At 67.9% G+C, this 17,568-nt stretch carries 17 protein-coding genes; 6 read left to right on the plus strand and 11 right to left on the minus strand.

All coding sequences use genetic code 11. The annotated features are described in order from the left end of the window. Both glyS and glyQ read right to left on the minus strand, forming a co-directional pair. On the minus strand, positions 1–2,091 hold the full coding sequence (gene glyS / locus BA899_RS05230; RefSeq protein ID WP_159299975.1) for a glycine--tRNA ligase subunit beta: 2,091 nt from the start codon (positions 2,089–2,091) through the stop codon (positions 1–3). Further along, positions 2,088–2,993, minus strand: a complete 906-nt coding sequence (gene glyQ / locus BA899_RS05235; RefSeq protein WP_148122586.1) for a glycine--tRNA ligase subunit alpha — start codon at positions 2,991–2,993, stop codon at positions 2,088–2,090. Before glyQ ends, glyS begins: the two co-directional genes overlap by 4 nt. 251 nt (positions 2,994–3,244) lie before the next feature. Between glyQ and glnA the strand changes: the two genes are divergently transcribed. The 4 genes from glnA to BA899_RS05255 all read left to right on the plus strand — a co-directional run bounded on the left by glnA (position 3,245) and on the right by BA899_RS05255 (position 7,678). Further along, positions 3,245–4,660, plus strand: a complete 1,416-nt coding sequence (gene glnA / locus BA899_RS05240; protein WP_159299976.1) for a glutamate--ammonia ligase — start codon at positions 3,245–3,247, stop codon at positions 4,658–4,660. Between the two features lie 71 nt (positions 4,661–4,731). After that, positions 4,732–5,790 (plus strand): nitrogen regulation protein NR(II), encoded by a 1,059-nt coding sequence (glnL, locus tag BA899_RS05245; protein ID WP_281283373.1) that lies wholly within the window; start codon positions 4,732–4,734, stop codon positions 5,788–5,790. Continuing rightward, positions 5,790–7,193, plus strand: a complete 1,404-nt coding sequence (gene ntrC / locus BA899_RS05250) for a nitrogen regulation protein NR(I) (RefSeq protein WP_148122587.1) — start codon at positions 5,790–5,792, stop codon at positions 7,191–7,193. The genes glnL and ntrC overlap by 1 nt, the downstream gene beginning before the upstream one ends. An 11-nt stretch (positions 7,194–7,204) precedes the next feature. Beyond that, positions 7,205–7,678, plus strand: a complete 474-nt coding sequence (locus tag BA899_RS05255; protein WP_198515290.1) for a tRNA (cytidine(34)-2'-O)-methyltransferase — start codon at positions 7,205–7,207, stop codon at positions 7,676–7,678. A 1-nt stretch (position 7,679) separates the two neighbouring features. Here BA899_RS05255 and BA899_RS05260 read toward each other — a convergent pair whose 3' ends face one another. From BA899_RS05260 to BA899_RS05270, 3 genes are read right to left on the minus strand one after another with little or no spacing between them, the layout of a single operon-like run. After that, positions 7,680–8,687, minus strand: a complete 1,008-nt coding sequence (locus BA899_RS05260; protein ID WP_159299977.1) for an NAD(P)H-dependent glycerol-3-phosphate dehydrogenase — start codon at positions 8,685–8,687, stop codon at positions 7,680–7,682. A 4-nt stretch (positions 8,688–8,691) separates the two neighbouring features. Then, positions 8,692–9,213, minus strand: a complete 522-nt coding sequence (gene secB / locus BA899_RS05265; RefSeq protein ID WP_083217660.1) for a protein-export chaperone SecB — start codon at positions 9,211–9,213, stop codon at positions 8,692–8,694. A 38-nt stretch (positions 9,214–9,251) separates the two neighbouring features. After that, the gene (locus tag BA899_RS05270) at positions 9,252–9,680 is read right to left on the minus strand and encodes a rhodanese-like domain-containing protein (RefSeq protein ID WP_069133839.1); all 429 of its coding nucleotides are present in this window, start codon (positions 9,678–9,680) and stop codon (positions 9,252–9,254) included. Between the two features lie 61 nt (positions 9,681–9,741). Here BA899_RS05270 and BA899_RS05275 point away from each other — a divergent pair, with 61 nt between their 5' ends. Both BA899_RS05275 and BA899_RS05280 read left to right on the plus strand, forming a co-directional pair. Then, the gene (locus BA899_RS05275) at positions 9,742–10,890 is read left to right on the plus strand and encodes a murein hydrolase activator EnvC (protein WP_159299978.1); all 1,149 of its coding nucleotides are present in this window, start codon (positions 9,742–9,744) and stop codon (positions 10,888–10,890) included. A gap of 10 nt (positions 10,891–10,900) precedes the next feature. Next, positions 10,901–12,193 carry a S41 family peptidase gene (locus tag BA899_RS05280; RefSeq protein WP_159300034.1) on the plus strand — a complete coding sequence of 431 codons (1,293 nt, stop codon included), beginning with the start codon at positions 10,901–10,903 and terminating at the stop codon, positions 12,191–12,193. Here the strand turns inward: BA899_RS05280 and ubiB are convergent. From ubiB to hslV, 6 genes are read right to left on the minus strand one after another with little or no spacing between them, the layout of a single operon-like run. Next, positions 12,190–13,857 carry a ubiquinone biosynthesis regulatory protein kinase UbiB gene (gene ubiB / locus BA899_RS05285; RefSeq protein WP_144346880.1) on the minus strand — a complete coding sequence of 556 codons (1,668 nt, stop codon included), beginning with the start codon at positions 13,855–13,857 and terminating at the stop codon, positions 12,190–12,192. The two genes, BA899_RS05280 and ubiB, sit on opposite strands and share 4 nt — an antisense overlap. Continuing rightward, positions 13,854–14,465, minus strand: coding sequence for an SCP2 domain-containing protein (locus tag BA899_RS05290; RefSeq protein WP_159299979.1), 612 nt, complete (start codon positions 14,463–14,465; stop codon positions 13,854–13,856). Before BA899_RS05290 ends, ubiB begins: the two co-directional genes overlap by 4 nt. Then, entirely contained in the window at positions 14,455–15,219 is a 765-nt protein-coding gene (locus BA899_RS05295) for a class I SAM-dependent methyltransferase (protein ID WP_069133844.1), read from the minus strand. Before BA899_RS05295 ends, BA899_RS05290 begins: the two co-directional genes overlap by 11 nt. Further along, complete coding sequence (locus BA899_RS05300; protein WP_159299980.1) at positions 15,216–15,608, minus strand: gamma-butyrobetaine hydroxylase-like domain-containing protein; 393 nt, start codon at positions 15,606–15,608, stop codon at positions 15,216–15,218. Before BA899_RS05300 ends, BA899_RS05295 begins: the two co-directional genes overlap by 4 nt. 7 nt (positions 15,609–15,615) lie before the next feature. After that, positions 15,616–16,950 (minus strand): ATP-dependent protease ATPase subunit HslU, encoded by a 1,335-nt coding sequence (gene hslU, locus BA899_RS05305; protein ID WP_159299981.1) that lies wholly within the window; start codon positions 16,948–16,950, stop codon positions 15,616–15,618. Then, positions 16,950–17,498, minus strand: a complete 549-nt coding sequence (gene hslV / locus BA899_RS05310; RefSeq protein WP_069133847.1) for an ATP-dependent protease subunit HslV — start codon at positions 17,496–17,498, stop codon at positions 16,950–16,952. Before hslV ends, hslU begins: the two co-directional genes overlap by 1 nt. Positions 17,499–17,568 lie beyond the last annotated feature (70 nt).

Consider the following 17,568-nt stretch of genomic DNA (forward strand, 5'->3'; position numbering starts at 1 on the left):
TCAAGCCGACTCCGGCAGGGCCGAGACATCGGCGATCGCCAGGAACTGGTCCTGGAGCCGCTGCAGCAGGGCCAGACGGTTGGCCTGAATGGCCGGGTCGTCGCTCATCACCATGACCTGGTCAAAAAACCGGTCAACGGGCTCGCGCAGCTCCGCCAGCTGGGCCAGTGCCTCGCTGTAGGCGCCGCGCTGGATGAGGGCCTCCACCGCCGGGGCCCGCGACTCCAGGGCGCTCTCCAATGCCTGCTCCGCGGGTTCATCCAGTCGTGTCTTGTCCACCGTCGCAGGGATTTCAGAGCCGGCCTTGCGCAGGATATTGCGGATCCGCTTGTTGGCCGCTGCCAGGCTGCCGGCCGCGGGCAGTCGGGCAAAGTCGTGACAGGCCCGCAGGCGGCGGTCGAAATCCAGCGGCGTCAGTGTTCCGGGGGCGCGTACCGATCGCACCGCTTCGAACAGCTCGGCGCCGTAACCCGCCTCCTGGTAGACGCCGCGCAGCCGCTCGAGGCAGAACTCCACCAGCGGCTCGACCTGCTCGGCCGCGGCCAGCGCCGCTGGCTGCTGCGCCGCCGCGGCCTGAAAAAGCGCCGCCAGGTCGATGGCATGTTCGCCCTCAATGAGGCTGCGCAGCAGACCCACGGCAGCGCGCCGCAGCGCGAAGGGGTCCTTGGCGCCGGTGGGCGCCTTGCCGATGGCGAAGATGCCCACCAGCGTGTCGGCGCGTTCCGCCACCGCCAGCAGCCGCCCCAGCGGTGAGGCGGCCACGGCATCGGCGGCAAAGCGCGGTTGATAGATCTCATCCAGCGCCGCCGCCACGGCTGCCGCCTCGCCGTCCTCGCGGGCGTAATAGCGCCCCATCACGCCCTGCAGCTCGGGGAATTCGTCGACCATTTCAGTCAGCAGATCGGCCTTGGCCAGCCGGGCGGCACGCTGGGCCTGATGGGCGTCGGTCTCGAAGCGCTCGGCGTACCGGGCCGCCAACGCCGCCACCCGGGCGGACTTCTCCGCGATGCTGCCGAGCTGCTTCTGGAACACCACCTGTTCCAGGGCGGGCAGGCGCGATTCCAGCGTCCGGGCCCGATCCTGGTCCCAGAAAAACGCCGCATCCGCGAGCCGCGGCCGGATCACGCGCTCATTGCCGGCGATGACCCGTGCCGGGTCGCGGCTGTCGATGTTGGCGACGGTGATGAACCGCGGCAGCAGATGACCGTCCGCGTCACGCACCGGGAAGTAGCGCTGGTGGCCCTGCATGCTCGAGATCAGCGCCTCGGGCGGGACCCGCAGGAAGGCCTCGTCGAAACTGCCCGACAGCACCACCGGCCATTCCACCAGGGCATTCACCTCATCGAGCAGTTCGGTGTCGATGACCGCATGGCCGCCGATTGCCTCGCCCTCGGCGCGGACACCCTCAAGGATGTGATCGCGCCGGTCGGTGCGATCGACCAGTACATGAGCCGCGCGCATGGCGGCGGTGTAGTCGCTGGCATTAGCCAGGCTGACCGGGCCGGGATGATGGAAGCGGTGGCCACGGCTGTCGCGGCCGCTGGCGACACCGAAGACTTCCGTCGGCACCACCGCCTGATCGAGCATCAACACCACCCAGTGCACCGGGCGCACGAACTCGCTGCTCTGATCCCCCCAGCGCATGCGCTTGGGAATGGGCAGCTGGGTGAGGGCATGGTCGATCAGCGCCGGCAGCAGCGCGTCGGTATCCCGCCCCGTTTCGGTGCCACGGTGGACCAGCCAGGCGCCTTCGTCGGTCTCAAGGGTCTCGAGCTGATCGACGTCCACCCTGCAGGATCGGGCGAACCCCTCCGCGGCGCGGGTGGGGGCCCCCGCTTCATCAAAGGCCACCGCCCGCGCCGGACCGCGCCGCTCGAAGTCGCGATCGGGCTGGCGCCGGGCCACCGCCTCGATCTGCACCGCCAGCCGTCGCGGTGCGCCCAGGGCGCGGACCTCACCGTGGCTGACCCCGGCCCGGTCCAGACCATCGGCCACTGCGGCGGCCAGGCGGTCACTCAGGGTATCGAGGGCGCCCGGCGGGAGCTCTTCCATGCCCAGCTCAAAAAGCAGCGTCGCCGTTGCCCCGCTCATGCCACGCTCCGATCCGACCCGTTGTCGCGGCACAGCGGAAAGCCGAGTGCCTCCCGCGAATCGTAATAGGCTTGGGCCGAGGCCCGGGCGAGGGTGCGCACGCGCAGGATGTAGCCCTGACGCTCGGTCACCGAAATGGCGTGGCGGGCGTCGAGCAGGTTGAAGGCATGCGAGGCCTTCATGGTCATTTCATAGGCCGGCAGCGCGAGACCTTGCTCCACCAGGCGCAGCGCCTCGCGCTCGTGGGTGTCGAAGGCCTGGAAAAGGCTTTCGACATCGGCCTCCTCGAAGTTGTAGCGCGACTGCTCGCGCTCGTTCTGCAGGTAGACGTCGCCATAGGTCACCGGTCCGTCCACGCCCTCGCTCCAGACCAGATCGAAGACGCTCTCCACCTCCTGGAGGTACATGGCGATGCGCTCCAGCCCGTAGGTGATCTCGCCCATCACCGGCCGGCAGTCGAGGCCGCCGGCCTGCTGGAAGTAGGTGAACTGGGTGATCTCCATGCCGTTGAGCCACACCTCCCAGCCCAGGCCCCAGGCGCCCAGCGTGGGGGACTCCCAGTTGTCCTCGACAAAGCGGATGTCGTGCACCAGGGGGTCGAGGCCCAGCGCCTCGAGCGAGCCCAGATACTGCTCCTGGATATCCTTGGGTGAGGGCTTGAGCACCACCTGGAACTGGTAGTAGTGCTGCAGGCGGTTGGGGTTTTCGCCATAGCGGCCGTCGGTGGGCCGGCGGGAGGGCTGGACGTAGGCGGCGCGCCACGGCTCGGGGCCGATGGCCCGCAGGAAGGTCGCGGGGTGGAAGGTGCCCGCGCCCACCTCCATGTCGAGCGGCTGCATGAGGACGCAGCCCCGGTCGGCCCAGTACTTCTGCAGCGCGAGAATCAGCGCCTGAAACGTCATCGATGCTCTCCAGCAAAGCGGCGAAAGCGGAAAGTATAGCCCGCCCGCGCCATCCCTGTCAGGCAGCCCGCCGGCGCCCAATGCACGGTATTGGTGCGTTTGCACCACCAAACGCGTTAAGGTGGTGCATGCACCCGGATGATGCCCGGAATCGGTCACGGCAGGGCCCGTTTTGGTGCACTTCGGCGGGTTGGCACGGAAAATGCTTATCCCCGTAGGACTTTTCAATGAACATGACTGGAGGCCGAACGATGGCTCACACCGCCGACGACGTTCTTGCGATGATCAAGGACAACGAGGTCCGCTTTGTGGATCTGCGTTTCACCGACCCCAAGGGCAAGCAGCAGCACGTGACGCTGCCGGCCCACGCCGTGGATGCCGATCTCTTCACCGAGGGGAAGATGTTCGACGGCTCGTCAATCGATGGCTGGAAGGGCATCAACGAGTCGGACATGATCCTCATGCCCGATGCCGATACCGCCATGCTCGACCCCTTCTTCGACGACATGACGCTGACGCTGGTCTGCCAGATCATCGAGCCCAACACCATGCAGGGCTATGGTCGGGATCCGCGGTCCATCGCCCAGCGCGCCGAGGCGTATCTGCAGTCCACCGGCATCGGTGATGTGGCCTACTTCGGGCCCGAGAACGAGTTTTTCGTGTTTGACGATGTGCGCTACGGCACCAACATGAGCGGCTCGTTCTACAAGATCGACTCCCAGGAAGCCGACTGGAACACCGAGAAGGTCTACCCTGATGGCAACATGGGTCATCGCCCGGGCGTAAAGGGCGGCTATTTTCCGGTCCCGCCGGTGGACAGCCTTCATGACATGCGCTCGGCCATGCTCGAGTGCCTGACCGAAGTGGGCATGACCACCGAGGTGCACCATCATGAGGTGGCCACCGCCGGACAGTGCGAGCTCGGCGTGGGCTTCAACACCCTGGTCAAAAAGGCCGACGAGGTGCAGACCCTCAAGTACGTGGTGCACAACGTGGCCGCGGCTTACGGCAAGACCGCCACGTTCATGCCCAAGCCGGTCGTGGGTGACAACGGCAGCGGCATGCACGTCCATCAGTCCATCGGCAAGACCGGCGAGATGCTGTTTGCCGGCGATCAGTACGGCGGCCTGTCCGAGACGGCGCTTTACTACATCGGTGGTCTGATCAAGCACGCCAAGGCCATCAACGCCTTCGCCAACGCCTCGACCAACAGCTACAAGCGTCTGGTCCCCGGCTTTGAGGCGCCGGTGCTGCTGGCCTACTCGGCCCGCAACCGCTCGGCGTCGGTGCGCATCCCGTGGGTGGCCAATCCCAAGGCCCGGCGGATCGAGCTGCGCTTCCCGGACAGCACCGCCAACCCGTATCTGTGCTTTGCCGCGATGCTGATGGCCGGCCTTGACGGCATTCAGAACAAGATCCATCCCGGCGATGCCATGGACAAGGACCTCTACGATCTGCCGCCCGAGGAAGAGGCCGAGATCGACAAGGTCGCGTTCTCGCTGGAAGAGGCCCTGGACGCGCTCGACAAGGACCGTGAGTTCCTCAAGGTCGGCGGCGTGTTCACCGACGATTCCATCGACGGCTACATCGACCTCAAGCGCGAGGACGTGCAGCAGCTGCGGATGACGACGCACCCGATCGAGTTCGATCTCTACTACAGCGTCTGATCGGCGTCGATCGCGGAGACGGTCGCATGAAGACCCCCGCCTCCGCGGGGGTTTTTTCTTTAATGAGGTCGATGATGACGGATGCGATGCCAATCGATGCCCGTGAGATTCTCGATAATCTGACCCGGGCGGTGGTGGCGATCGATGATGAGCGCCGGATCGTGCGCATGAACGCCGCGGCCGAATCGCTTCTGCACGTCAGCAGCCGTCAGGCGCTGGGCGAACCGCTGATGCAGTTCCTGCCGGCGCTGCAGGTCCTGGACGAGGCCATCGAACAGGCCTTCTCCCAGGCGGCCAGCTACACCGAGCGCGAGATGCGGCTGACCCTGGGCCCGGACCGCACCATTACCGTCGACTGTGCGATCACTCCGCTGGAAACGGTCAATGTCCTGTTGCTGGAATTCGAACAGCTCGACCGGCACCTGCGGATTTCCCGCGAGAACCGGCTGATCGCCCAGAACCAGGCCATCCGCGAGCTGATCCGCGGCCTGGCCCATGAGATCAAGAACCCGCTGGGGGGCCTGCGCGGCGCCGCCCAGTTGCTTGAGTCCGAGCTCTCGGACGAGGATCAGCGGGAGTACACGCGCATCATCATCAGCGAGGCGGATCGCCTGCGCACCCTTGTGAATGGCCTGCTGGGTCCGGATTCGCGCATCGAGCATGCTCCCACCAACCTCCACGAGGTGCTCGAGCATGTGCGCAGCCTGGCCGTGGTGGAGGCGCCGGCCGGCGTCGAGATCCGGCGCGATTACGACCCCAGCATTCCCGTGACGCGGGCGGCCAGCGATCAGCTGATCCAGGCGCTGCTCAACCTTGTCCGCAACGCCCTGCAGGCGCTGGGCGAGACCGGCACGATCACGCTGCAGACCCGCACGCAGCGGCGCTTCACCATCGGCGACCGGCAGCATCGGCTGGTGGCGCGCATTGATGTCGTGGATGACGGACCGGGTATCACCCCGGCCATGCAGGATCAGATTTTCTACCCGATGGTGACCGGACGCGCCGAGGGCAGCGGCATCGGGCTGCCGATCGCCCAGAACCTGGTGAATCAGCACGGCGGGCTGATCGAGTGCACCAGCGAGCCGGGGCACACCGTTTTCACTGTCTGGTTACCCCTGGAGGACGCCTGATGGCTGACGCGATCAATGTATGGATCATCGATGACGACCGCTCCATCCGCTGGGTCCTGAAAAAGGCCCTCGAGCGGGACGGTATGCAGGCCGTGGATTTTGAGACCGGCGAGGCGGCGCTCGCCGCCCTCGAGTCGGATCCGCCGGATGTGCTGATCACCGACATCCGCATGCCCCGCCTGGATGGGCTGGCGCTGATGAAACGGGTGCATGGCGTGGATCCCGAGCTGCCGGTGATCGTGATGACCGCGCACTCCGATCTGGATGCCGCGGTGTCGGCTTACGAGGGCGGGGCGTTCGAATACCTGCCGAAGCCCTTCGATGTCGAGGAGGCCATCGACCTGGTGCGGCGTGCCGCCGCCGCGGTGCGCAGCAGTGCACCGGCGGACGAACCGGGCGGGCGGATGCCCGAGATCATCGGCGAGGCCCCGGCCATGCAGGAGGTGTTCCGGGCCATCGGGCGGCTGTCACGCTCCAACATCACGGTGCTGATCAACGGCGAGTCGGGGACCGGCAAGGAGCTGGTGGCCGGCTCGCTGCACCGCCACAGCCCGCGGGCCGACAAGCCGTTCATTGCCCTGAACATGGCCGCCATCCCCCGCGATCTGATGGAGTCGGAACTGTTCGGCCACGAAAAGGGCGCGTTCACCGGCGCCCATCAGGTCCGCCGCGGGCGTTTCGAGCAGGCCAACGGCGGGACGCTGTTTCTCGACGAGATCGGCGACATGCCCGCCGAACTCCAGACCCGGCTGCTGCGCGTGCTCGCCGACGGCGAGTTCTACCGCGTCGGTGCGCATACGCCCATGCAGGTGGACGTGCGCATCATCGCCGCTACCCACCAGAACCTGGATGAGCTGGTCGCGGACGGCCGTTTTCGCGAGGACCTGTTCCATCGGCTCAACGTCATCCGCATCCACTGCCCGGCACTGCGCGAGCGTCAGGCGGATATCCCCGGCCTGGCGGATCACTTCCTGCGCCGCGCGGCGCGCGAGCTCAACGTTGAGCCCAAACAGCTGACCCCCGAGGTGGAGCGCCGGCTGCAGGCCCTGCCCTGGCCCGGCAACGTCCGCGAGCTGGAGAACACCTGCCGCTGGCTCACGGTCATGGCCAGCGGCCGCCGGGTGGAGATGGAGGACCTGCCCCCGGAGCTTGCCGGTGTGGATGACCCGGCGCCGGCCAATGGCCCCGCCGACTGGGAAAGCGCGCTGGCGCGCTGGGCGGATCAGCAGGCGGCCGGGCAGGATGATGGCGCGTTGGCCGCCGCCCATGGCCGCCTCGAGCGGGTGCTGATCGAGGCCGCCCTGCGTCGCACCGGCGGGCGTCGCCAGGATGCCGCCCGGCTGCTGGGCTGGGGGCGCAATACCCTGACGCGCAAGATCCGGGATCTGCAGATGCGGGTATAATCCCGCGCATGCTGCCCCATGTCGTATTGCACAGCCCCGAGATCCCGCCCAACGCCGGCAATGTCATCCGGCTCTGCGCCAACAGTGGCGCCCGTCTGCATCTGATCCGGCCGCTGGGGTTCGTGCTCGACGACCGGCGCATGCGCCGGGCGGGACTGGATTACCATGAATTCGCTCGTCTGCAGGTGCACGCCGACTATGCGGCGTTTCTCGCCGCCGTGGCGCCGGCGCGGGTCTGGGCGCTGACCACGGGTGGGCGGGTGCGTTTTGATCGACCGGATTACCGCCCCGATGATGCGCTGCTGTTTGGCAGTGAGACCGCGGGCCTGCCGGAGGCGGTGATGGCGCGCATTCCGCCTGAGCAGCGGCTGCGCCTGCCGATGCAGCCCGGCAACCGTAGCCTCAATCTGTCCAACAGCGTGGCGGTCACGGTTTATGAGGCGTGGCGACAGCAGGACTTTGCCGGCAGCGTCGCGATCGACTGATTCAGGTCCCGAGGTCGTCGAACTCCGGGCCGGGGCGCCGGGCCATCAGCGCCGTCGCCGCATCGATGGGGGTGCAGGTGCCCCCGACCACCGACTCGACGGCACTGCAGATGGGCAGCTCCACGCCCAGCCGTTGCGCCATCCCGCCCACTTCGACGGCGGTGCGCACGCCCTCGACCACTTCGCCGATGCGCGCGGTGGCGGTGTCAATGGACTCCCCCCGCCCCAGCGCCAGGCCCATCCGGCGGTTGCGCGACTGATCATCGGTACAGGTCAGCATCAGGTCGCCCAGGCCGGCGAGCCCGGTGAGGGTGCGGTCATCCGCGCCCAGCGCCGCCCCCAGCCGGCGCACTTCAGCGAGTCCCCGGGTCACCAGCCCGCTGCGGGCATTGGCGCCAAAACCCAGGCCGTCGGCAATGCCGGTGGCAATGGCGAGGATATTCTTGACCGCGCCGCCCAGCCCCACACCAATGCGGTCATCGCTGCGGTAGACGCGGAAACGCGGGTCATGGAAGTCGTCGCAGAGGCGCTCGGTGACGGCCCGGTCGCGGCCGGCCAGGACCACGGCGGTGGGCAGGCCGGCGGCCACCTCGCCGGCAAAGCTCGGCCCGGACAGTGCGGCCAGCGGCCGGTCCGGCAGGGCGGCGGCCGCCACGTCGTGGAGCAGTCCGCCATTGGCGTTGTCGAGACCCTTGGTGGCCCACATGACCGGGATCCCGGTGGCGATGACCGGCGCGAGGGTCTGGACCGTGGCGGCAAAGGCATGACTGGGCACGGCGATCAGCACCGTGTCGGCGCCGTCCACCGCAGCGCTCAGACTGACGGTCGGCCGGATGGCCGCCGGCAGCGGATAGTCGTACAGGTGGCGCGGGTTGCGCCGGGTGTCCGCCATGGCCCGCACGGTGGCCGGGTCATGCGCCCAGAGGCGGACCGCATGGCCGTTACGCGCCAGCACGAGGGCCAGCGCCGTGCCCCACGAGCCGGCGCCCAGCACCGCGTAATCCGCCACCGCGCTACTCCGGGGTGCCGGCTTCCTCGCCGCCGGTCTGCGCCTGGGCGTTGGCGTTCTGCTGGCGCTGGCGGGCGTAGAGCGCGTCGAAGTTGACCGGTGACAGGGTCATGGGCGGAAATCCGGCCTTACCGGTCAGATCGCTCACCGCTTCGCGGGCGTAGGCGAACAGCACCCCCGGGCAGTACGCCCCGAGCAGCTGGTCGGTGGCGTTGTCCTCGAAGCCGGTGACGGTAAACAGCCCCGCCTGGTGCACCTCGCAGAGATAGGCGGTCTTATCCTCGACCGTGGCGGTCACAGTGACCGTCAGGACCACCTCGTGCAGGCCCTCGCCGACGGAATTGCGACGCGTATTGAGCTCGACCCGCGCCTCGGGCTTCCACGACTGGGTAAAGACCTCGGGGGCGCCGGGGGTCTCCAGCGAGCCGTCCTTGAGATAGATCTTCTGGATGGTGAACTGCTGCGGGTTGGCATTTTCGCTGGCGGCCTGGCCGTTGCCCGCGCCGGCGTTGTCTGTCTCGGCCATGGTATCTCCTGGGTCCTGATCGATGGTGAGTGGGTAGCTCAGCCGCGCCCCTCGGTGGGCAGGCTCGCCTCGCGCCAGGCATTGATCCCGCCGCGCAGCTGCCGGACGTCCGACCAGCCCTGGCCCTCGAGGGCCTGGATGGCCTTGAGGGTGCGCTGCCCGTTGTCGCAGTACACCACCAGCGTACGCTGCTTGAAGCGCTTGAGCCGGTCCTGGCGCTGATCGATGTAGGCCATGGGTATATTCACGGCCCCGGGCAGATGGCTGGCCTGAAAGGCGTTCTCGTTGCGGACGTCGATGAACACCGCCGCGTCCTGGTTGTAGAGCCGCGTCGCGTCGGTGGCATCGATGGCCTGACGGCTGCGCCGGTAGTTCAGATACTCGTTGGCCACCAGGGCGGCCAGCACCGCGAGCAGCGATGCGATGAGCAGCGGATGATTGGTGCTGAATTCTATGACTCTATCCATGACCCGGCGCTGTTAGGATGCGTATTGAGCCGAATAGTATACCAGCCGAGACGCCACGCCGATGAACCGATGCCTTTTGATCGCCTGTCTGGTGCTGCCAATCGCCGCGGCGAGCGGGCAGACCGATGAACTGGCGTCGCGCGAGGCGCGGCTGGAGACGCTGCGCGAGCAGATCGGTGCCCTGCAGGACCGGCTGGCGGAGGACCGCCAGCGCGCCGGCGGTCTGGAGGCCGAATTGGGTCGCCTGGAGCGGCGCATCGGCGAAACCCGCACGACCCTGCGCGATCTCGAGGCGGGTATCCAGCGCCGCCGTGAGCGGATTCGCGAACTGGAAGCCGACATTGTGCGTCGCGCTGAGCGGACCACGGCGCATCGCCAGCAGCTCGCCGAGAGCCTGCGTGCCACCTATCGCCAGGGCCGCACGCCCGCCCTGCGGCTGTTGCTGAACGCCGGCGAACCGGCCCGCCTGCAGCGGCTGCTGGTGTATCAGTCGCGCCTTGCCGGTGCCCGGACCGAGGCGGTGCAGGCCGCGGAATCGGCGATCCGTGAACTGCGTGATCAGCGCGCCGAGCGCGCGGATGCCCTGGCGGCCCAACAGGCCGACCGCGCCCGCCGCCAGGAGCGGCTCGAGGCGCTGCAGGCCAAGCTCGACGAGCGCGATGCCCTGCTGGCATCGACCCGCGAACGGATCCGCGAGCAGGACGAGCAGCTGGCCCGCCGCCGCGACGAGGCCGAATCGCTCAACCAGCTGATCGAGGATCTGCGCGAGCGACTCGCCGCCGCCGGGCCGGACGCGGATGCCACGGTGGACATCGCCGAGGGGGGCCTGGTCTGGCCTCATCAGGGGCCGCTGCTGGCGCGCTACGGCAGCCAGCGGGCGGCGGATCTGGACTGGACCGGCCTGCTGATCGGCGGCGCGGCGGGTGATCCGGTGAATCCGGTTGCGGCCGGGCAGGTGGTGTTCGCCGATTGGTTGCGCGGGCTCGGATTGCTGCTCATCATTGACCATGGCAACGGGTATCTGAGTCTCTACGGACGCAACCAGGCGCTCTATGCCAACGTGGGTGACCGGGTGACAACACGCGACGTGATCGCCACCGTCGGCCGCAGTGGTGGACGGGCCGAGACGGCGCTTTATTTCGAATTGCGCGCGGCGGGCAAGCCGGTGGATCCGATGAGCTGGCTCCAGTCGCGCGACGACGACGATTGAGGATCAAATGATGCGCCTATCCGGACTGCTTCAGGGCCTGACGGCCGGGGTGCTGGTCGCCCTGCTGATCGCCAACGTCCAGACCGTCACCGCGCAGTCGTCGGCCGCGTCCGATGATGACCTGCCGCTTGCCGAAATCCAGCGCTTCACCGAGGTCTACGAGCGCATCCAGCGCGACTATGTCGAGTCGGTGGATGACGAGCGGCTGATCCGCAATGCCATCCGCGGCATGCTCTCGGGGCTGGATCCGCATTCAGCGTACCTGGACCGCGACGCCTATCAGCGCCTCCAGGAAGGCACCCGCGGCGAGTTCGGTGGCCTGGGCATCGAGGTGGGCAGCGAGGATGGCCTGATCAAGGTGATCGCCCCCATCGACGGGACGCCGGCGGACGCCGCGGACATCCGTCCGGGCGACCTGATCATGCGGGTCAATGGCGAATCGGTGAAAGGCCTGGGGCTGCAGGCGGCGGTGGAGCGCATGCGCGGCGAGCCCGGCAGCGAGGTGACGCTGGGGATTCTGCGCGACGATGCCGAGACCACCATCGAGGTCACCCTCGAGCGCGCCGTCATCCAGGTCGACAGTGTCCGCGCCCGGGTGCTCGAGTCGAGTTTCGGCTATCTGCGGGTCAGCCAGTTCCAGTCACGCACCGGCGAGGATGTGCTCGAGGCCATCGACGGGCTGCGTGACCAGACCGGCCCCCTTGATGGACTGGTGCTCGATCTGCGCAATAACCCCGGCGGTGTGCTCGATGCCGCGGTGGCGGTGAGCGACGCGTTCCTCAGCCGGGGCGAGATCGTCTCGACCAGTGGTCGGGTGGCGCGGTCCCGGGATGCCTTCACGGCGACCCCCAATGACGCCCTCAATGGCGCGCCGATGGTCGTGCTGGTGAATGCCGGCTCGGCCTCCGCGGCCGAGATCGTCGCCGGCGCGCTGCAGGACCATCAGCGCGCGGTCATCATGGGCGAGGCCACCTTTGGCAAGGGCTCGGTCCAGACCATCCTGCCGCTGCGCGATGGCGCGGCGGTCAAGCTGACCACGGCCCGCTACTACACACCGGGTGGCCGTTCGATCCAGGCCGAGGGTATCCAGCCCGACGTCGAGGTGGCCAACCTCCAGGTGCGCGACGCCGAAGCCCCCGGCGGTACGCTGCGTGAGTCGGACCTGCCACGTCACCTGCTCGGCGATGGCGGCGGAGACGCCGACGACGCGAAGGAGCCGCCGGAGTCGGCGCTGGCCACCCGCGACTATGCCCTGGCCGAGGCGCTCAATCTGCTCAAGGGACTGACCATCCTCGGCGACTAGTCCCGCGGCCAGGCCGCGACCCAGATCACCACGCCAAGGCTGCCGATCACCCAGCTGATCAGTGGCGCCTCACCCAGCATGGTGGGGCTGCGCCCATCCAGACCGGCAACGATGAATGCCGAAACCACCAGCGCGCCGCCCACCCCGGTGGCAAAGCCACGCCGGCCGCTGTGGCGGATTTCCTGGCGCAGGGCCGTCAGCTGATGCTGCTGCTCGACGATCTGCTCGCGGGTGCGGGTGACCTCGCCCAGGGCCTCGTCCACCCGCCGCGGCAGCGTCGGCAGGGTCTCGGCCAGGTGGGGGAGCTCCTGGCGGGCCTTTTTCAGGAACGCCGCCGGGCCGACCTGTTCGCGCATCCAGCGCTCGAGATAGGGCTTGCCGGTGTCCCACAGGTCCAGCTCGGGGTAGAGCTGGCGGCCCAGTCCTTCGATGGCCAGCAGCGTTTTCTGCAGCAGCACCAGCTGGGGCTGGATTTCCATATCGAACCGGCGCCCGGTCTGGAACAGCCGCATGAGCAGTGCGCCCAGCGAGATTTCGCCCAGCGGCCGCTCGAAGATCGGTTCGCAGACCGTGCGCATGGCACTCTCGAAGGCATCGATCCGGGTGTCCGCCGGGACCCAGCCGGATTCAACATGCAGCTCGGCCACGCGCCGGTAATCGCGATTGAAGAAGGCCATGAAGTTGTCGGCCAGATAGCGGTGATCCACCGGGTTGAGCGAGCCCATGATGCCGAAGTCCACGGCCACATAACGCGGATTGGCGGGGTCGCGCACGTCGACGAAGACATTGCCCGGGTGCATGTCGGCGTGGAAGAAGCTGTCCCGGAACACCTGGGTGAAGAAGATTTCGGTACCGCGCTCGGCCAGCGCCTTCATGTCGACGCCGGCGCGGTGCAGACCCTCGATATCGCTGATCTGCACGCCGTGGATGCGCTCCATGACCATCACCCGGCGATGGGTGCCCGACCAGTGCACCTCGGGCACGTAGAGCAGGTCCGAGTCGCGGAAGTTGCGCTTGAGCTGGGTGGCGTTGGCCGCCTCGCGCATCAGGTCGAGCTCGTCGTGCAGGGTGGTGTCGAACTCGCGGATCACCTCCACCGGGCGCAGGCGGAAGCCCTCGGCCCAATAGCGCTGGGCGAGTCGGGCAAACAGGTAGAGCACGCCCAGATCGCGGCCGATGGCCTGCTCGATGCCCGGGCGCACGACCTTGACCACCACATCCTCGCCGCCATGCAGACGGGCGGCATGGACCTGGGCGATGGAGGCCGAGGCCATGGGTTCGGTGTCGAAATGCGCGAACCAGGCATCCACCGGCTGCTGGTATTCGTCCTCGATGATCGCCCGCGCGGTCTCGCCGGGAAACGGCGGGACGCGGTCCTGCAGGCGGGCCAGCTCGGCGGCGATGTCCGGCGGCAGGAGGTCGCGCCGGGTGGAGATGATCTGGCCGAACTTGACGAAGATCGGGCCCAGTTCCTCCAGCGCCAGGCGGATGCGCTCACCCCGCGGCCGCTGGCGGCGGGTGAACCAGGTCCAGGGCATGAAGACCCGCAGGAAGCGGAACGGCCGGAACCAGCGGGTGGCGAACAGGACCTCATCGAGGCCGTGGCGCAGCAGGACGATGTTGATCTGCGCGAGGCGCAGCAGCAGGCGGATACGACGCGTCATTGCCGGCCTCCGCGGCGTTCGAGCCGCCGCAGCCGGGCCTCGAGCCGGTCCACGTCTTCGCGGATCCGGTCGACATCGTCGAGAAAGTGCCGGGTCTCGGCGGCGGTGGGCAGCCAGCGGCGCTCTTCGGTGGCAAGCTCGACGGCGTTGCGCAGCAGGGTGTCGGCAGTGTCGCGACTCCAGCGGCTGCCCTCGCGCAGGCCGGTGGCCATGCGCGCGGCGCCGGCCTCGCCCACCAGGCGTGCCAGCTGCGCTTCGAGGTCCACATCAAGCTCGCTGAACAGGGTGCGGACCTCCTGGATGGTGCCGATATCGCCACGGAAGGAGACCTCGCGACTGCGCTGTCCACGCGACAGCACCAGCCCGGTGAGTCCGGCCAGCGAGGCCTCCAGCACGACGTCGCAGTCGTTCATGTCGGTGGCATCGCTGATCAGCGTCACATCCGTGTCACTGAAGGTGACCCGCAGGGCCACCGCCGGGTCGGTGAGGCGCAGCCCCATTTCGCGGCCGTCCAGTGGCGCCAGCCGCGCCGGCGTGCCGGGGTCGAGGGCGAGGATGCGGTTGATGCCCGTCTCCAGCGGGCCCAGCGGCAGCCACTCAGTAGACATGGCCGTGGTGGAGCGCGACCACCCCTCCGCTCAGGTTGATGTAATCGACGTCCTCGAAGCCGGCGGCCTCCATCATCATCTTCAGCGTCTCCTGGTCGGGATGCTGGCGGATCGACTCGGCCAGGTAGCGATAGCTGTCGGCATCCTGCGCCACCAGACGGCCCATGAGCGGCAGCATGCGGAACGAGTAGAGGTCGTAGACCGGCTGCAGCGGGGTCAGATAGAGCGACGAGAACTCGAGGATGACCACCTGCCCGCCGGGTCGCAGGGCCTCGCGCATGGCCTGCAGGGCCTCGGGGATGCGGGTGACGTTGCGCAGGCCGAAACCGATGCTGATGCGATCGAACTGGCGCGGCCGGAACGGCAGCTGCTCGGCGTTGGCGAGCACGTACTCGAGGTTGCCGGTGACGCCCTCGTCGAGCAGCCGGTCGCGGCCGGTTTCGAGCATGGCGGCATTGATGTCCGAGACGATCACCTCACCCTCGGGCCCCACCTGATCGGCAAGCCCGCGGGCAAGATCGCCGGTGCCGGCGGCCAGGTCCAGCACCCGCTGGCCGGGACGGGCGTTGATCAGCCGCAGGGCCTGGCGCTTCCAGAGCCGATGCAGGCCCGCCGACATCAGATCGTTCATGACGTCGTAGCGGCTGGCCACCGAGCTGAACACCTCGCCCACGCGCCGGGCCTTTTCCGCCACCGGCACACGCTGGTAGCCGAAGTGGGTTTCATCGTGTCGATCCGGATCGGAGCCTGTCATGCGCTGTCTCCCGCGTCCCGCTGATAACCGGCGGCCGCCAGTGAATCGAGATAGTCCTGCCAGTAGTCGTCGGCGTTTTCGCCCAGATCATAGAGCAGGTCCCAGGAATAGAGCCCGGTGTTGTGGCCGTCATCGAAGTGGAGGCGCAGGGCATACTGGCCGACGGGCTCGATGCGCTCGATGCCCACCGTTTCTTTGCCCACCTGCAGGATCGCCTGCCCGGGGCCATGACCGCGCACCTCCGCGGATGGCGAGTGGACCCGCAGATACTCCGCGCTCAGATCGAAGTGGCGGCCATCATCAAAGCTCACCGCCAGGGTGCGGGACTGGCGGTGCAGATGGATCTGCGTGGGCACACGGCCGGTGTTGCGGCGCTCGGGGCGTTTCATGGCGACCTCAGAGGATGTAGCGGCTCAGGTCTTCGTTGCCGGCGAGATCCGCGAGCTGGGCATCCACATAGTCGGCATCGATGCTGACCGTCTGGCCGCTGTGATCGGCGGCGCTGTAGGAGATGGTCTCGAGCAGGCGCTCCATGATGGTGTGCAGCCGCCGGGCGCCGATGTTTTCGGTGTGGGCGTTCACCTGCCAGGCCATTCGGGCGATGCGATCAACCCCGTCCGCCGTGAACGCCAGCTCGACCCCTTCGGTGCGCAGCAGCGCCTGGTACTGGCGGACCAGCGAGGCATCGGGATCGGTGAGGATGGCCACGAAGTCTTCCACCGCCAGCGATGACAGCTCGACACGGATCGGCAGCCGGCCCTGCAGCTCGGGGATCAGGTCCGAGGGCTTGGAGACGTGGAAGGCCCCCGAGGCGATGAACAGGATATGGTCGGTGTTCACCATGCCCGAGCGGGTCGACACGGTACTGCCCTCGATGAGGGGCAGCAGGTCGCGCTGGACCCCCTCGCGGGAGATGTCGCCGCCACCACTGCCGCCGCTCTGCTCGGTCTGCCGCGCCACCTTGTCGATCTCGTCGATGAATACGATGCCGCTCTGCTCGACGGACTCGATGGCCTTCTGCTTGATTTCTTCCTCGTTGACCAGCCGGGCGGCTTCTTCCTCGCGCAGCACCCGCCAGGCCTCGGCGATGGTCAGCCGCTGACGCTCGCTGCGCTGATTGCCCAGATTCTGGAACATGCCCTGGAGCTGGCTGGTGAGCTGCTCCATGCCCGGCGGCGCCATGATGTCCATGCCCGACTGCTGGCCGCGGACATCGATCTCGATCTCGCGCTCGTCGAGTTCGCCCTCGCGCAGCTTCTTGCGCATCTTCTGGCGGGTGCTGTCCTGGCTGCGGTCCTCATTGTCGTTGCCCCGGGCCTGCGGCAGCAGGGCGTCGAGGATGCGTTCCTCGGCGGCGTCATCGGCACGGCTCGACTGGCGCTGCATCTCCTGCTCGCGGATCATCCGCAGCGCGTTGTCGGTCAGGTCGCGGATCACCGATTCGACGTCGCGGCCGACATACCCCACCTCGGTGAACTTCGACGCCTCGATCTTGATGAACGGGGCGTTCGCCAGCCGTGCCAGCCGCCGGGCGATTTCGGTCTTACCGACCCCGGTGGGGCCGATCATGAGGATGTTCTTGGGCGTGATCTCGGGGCGCAGCGCCGGGTCCACCTGCAGCCGCCGCCAGCGGTTGCGCAGCGCATTGGCGACCGCGCGCTTGGCGTCGCCCTGTCCGACGATGTGCTTGTCCAGCTCCTGGACGATTTCGCGGGGGGTCATCTCGCTCATCAGGCCTTCCCGTCACCGAGGGTCTCGATGGTCAGCGTATGATTGGTGTAAATGCAGATATCCGCGGCGATGCCGAGTGCGCGTTGGACAACCGTGGCGGCGTCCAGATCCGTTTCGGCCACCAGCGCCTGGGCGGCGGCCTGGGCATAGCCCGAGCCCGAGCCTATGGCCATCAGCTCGCGCTCGGGCTCGACCACGTCGCCATTGCCGGAGATCATCAGCAGGCTCTCGGCGTCGGCCACCATGAGCAGCGCCTCGAGACGCCGCAGCGCCCGGTCCGAGCGCCAGTCCTTGGCCATTTCCACCGCCGCACGGGTGAGTCGCCCGCCGTGGCGCTCGAGCTGACCCTCGAAGCGCTCGAACAGCGTGAAGGCGTCGGCCGTGCCGCCGGCGAATCCCGCCAGCACCTGATCGTGGTAGAGGCGTCGGACCTTGCGGGCATTGCCCTTCATGACCGTGTTGCCAAGGGTGACCTGGCCGTCACCGCCGACGGCGATCTGCCCGCCGCGACGGACCGCCAGGATGGTGGTGCCATCAAACTGCTGCAAGACTGCTCTCCGGAGGTTGCTGGATACCGATCGTTCGCCCCGCAATGTTAACGCAGCCGGGCGCCCGGGG

The sequence above is a fragment of the Spiribacter sp. SSL99 genome (assembly GCF_009805925.1).
GTDB classification, from domain to species: domain Bacteria; phylum Pseudomonadota; class Gammaproteobacteria; order Nitrococcales; family Nitrococcaceae; genus Spiribacter; species Spiribacter roseus.

Coding starts and splice junctions, on each gene's coding strand:
- glyS (WP_159299975.1), bottom strand. CDS start 2,091: ATGAGCGGGGCAACGGCGACGCTGCTTTTTGAGCTGGGCATGGAAGAG.
- glyQ (WP_148122586.1), bottom strand. CDS start 2,993: ATGACGTTTCAGGCGCTGATTCTCGCGCTGCAGAAGTACTGGGCCGAC.
- glnA (WP_159299976.1), top strand. CDS start 3,245: ATGGCTCACACCGCCGACGACGTTCTTGCGATGATCAAGGACAACGAG.
- glnL (WP_281283373.1), top strand. CDS start 4,732: ATGATGACGGATGCGATGCCAATCGATGCCCGTGAGATTCTCGATAAT.
- ntrC (WP_148122587.1), top strand. CDS start 5,790: ATGGCTGACGCGATCAATGTATGGATCATCGATGACGACCGCTCCATC.
- secB (WP_083217660.1), bottom strand. CDS start 9,213: ATGGCCGAGACAGACAACGCCGGCGCGGGCAACGGCCAGGCCGCCAGC.
- BA899_RS05270 (WP_069133839.1), bottom strand. CDS start 9,680: ATGGATAGAGTCATAGAATTCAGCACCAATCATCCGCTGCTCATCGCA.
- BA899_RS05275 (WP_159299978.1), top strand. CDS start 9,742: ATGAACCGATGCCTTTTGATCGCCTGTCTGGTGCTGCCAATCGCCGCG.
- BA899_RS05280 (WP_159300034.1), top strand. CDS start 10,901: ATGCGCCTATCCGGACTGCTTCAGGGCCTGACGGCCGGGGTGCTGGTC.
- ubiB (WP_144346880.1), bottom strand. CDS start 13,857: ATGACGCGTCGTATCCGCCTGCTGCTGCGCCTCGCGCAGATCAACATC.
- BA899_RS05290 (WP_159299979.1), bottom strand. CDS start 14,465: ATGTCTACTGAGTGGCTGCCGCTGGGCCCGCTGGAGACGGGCATCAAC.
- BA899_RS05295 (WP_069133844.1), bottom strand. CDS start 15,219: ATGACAGGCTCCGATCCGGATCGACACGATGAAACCCACTTCGGCTAC.
- BA899_RS05300 (WP_159299980.1), bottom strand. CDS start 15,608: ATGAAACGCCCCGAGCGCCGCAACACCGGCCGTGTGCCCACGCAGATC.
- hslU (WP_159299981.1), bottom strand. CDS start 16,950: ATGAGCGAGATGACCCCCCGCGAAATCGTCCAGGAGCTGGACAAGCAC.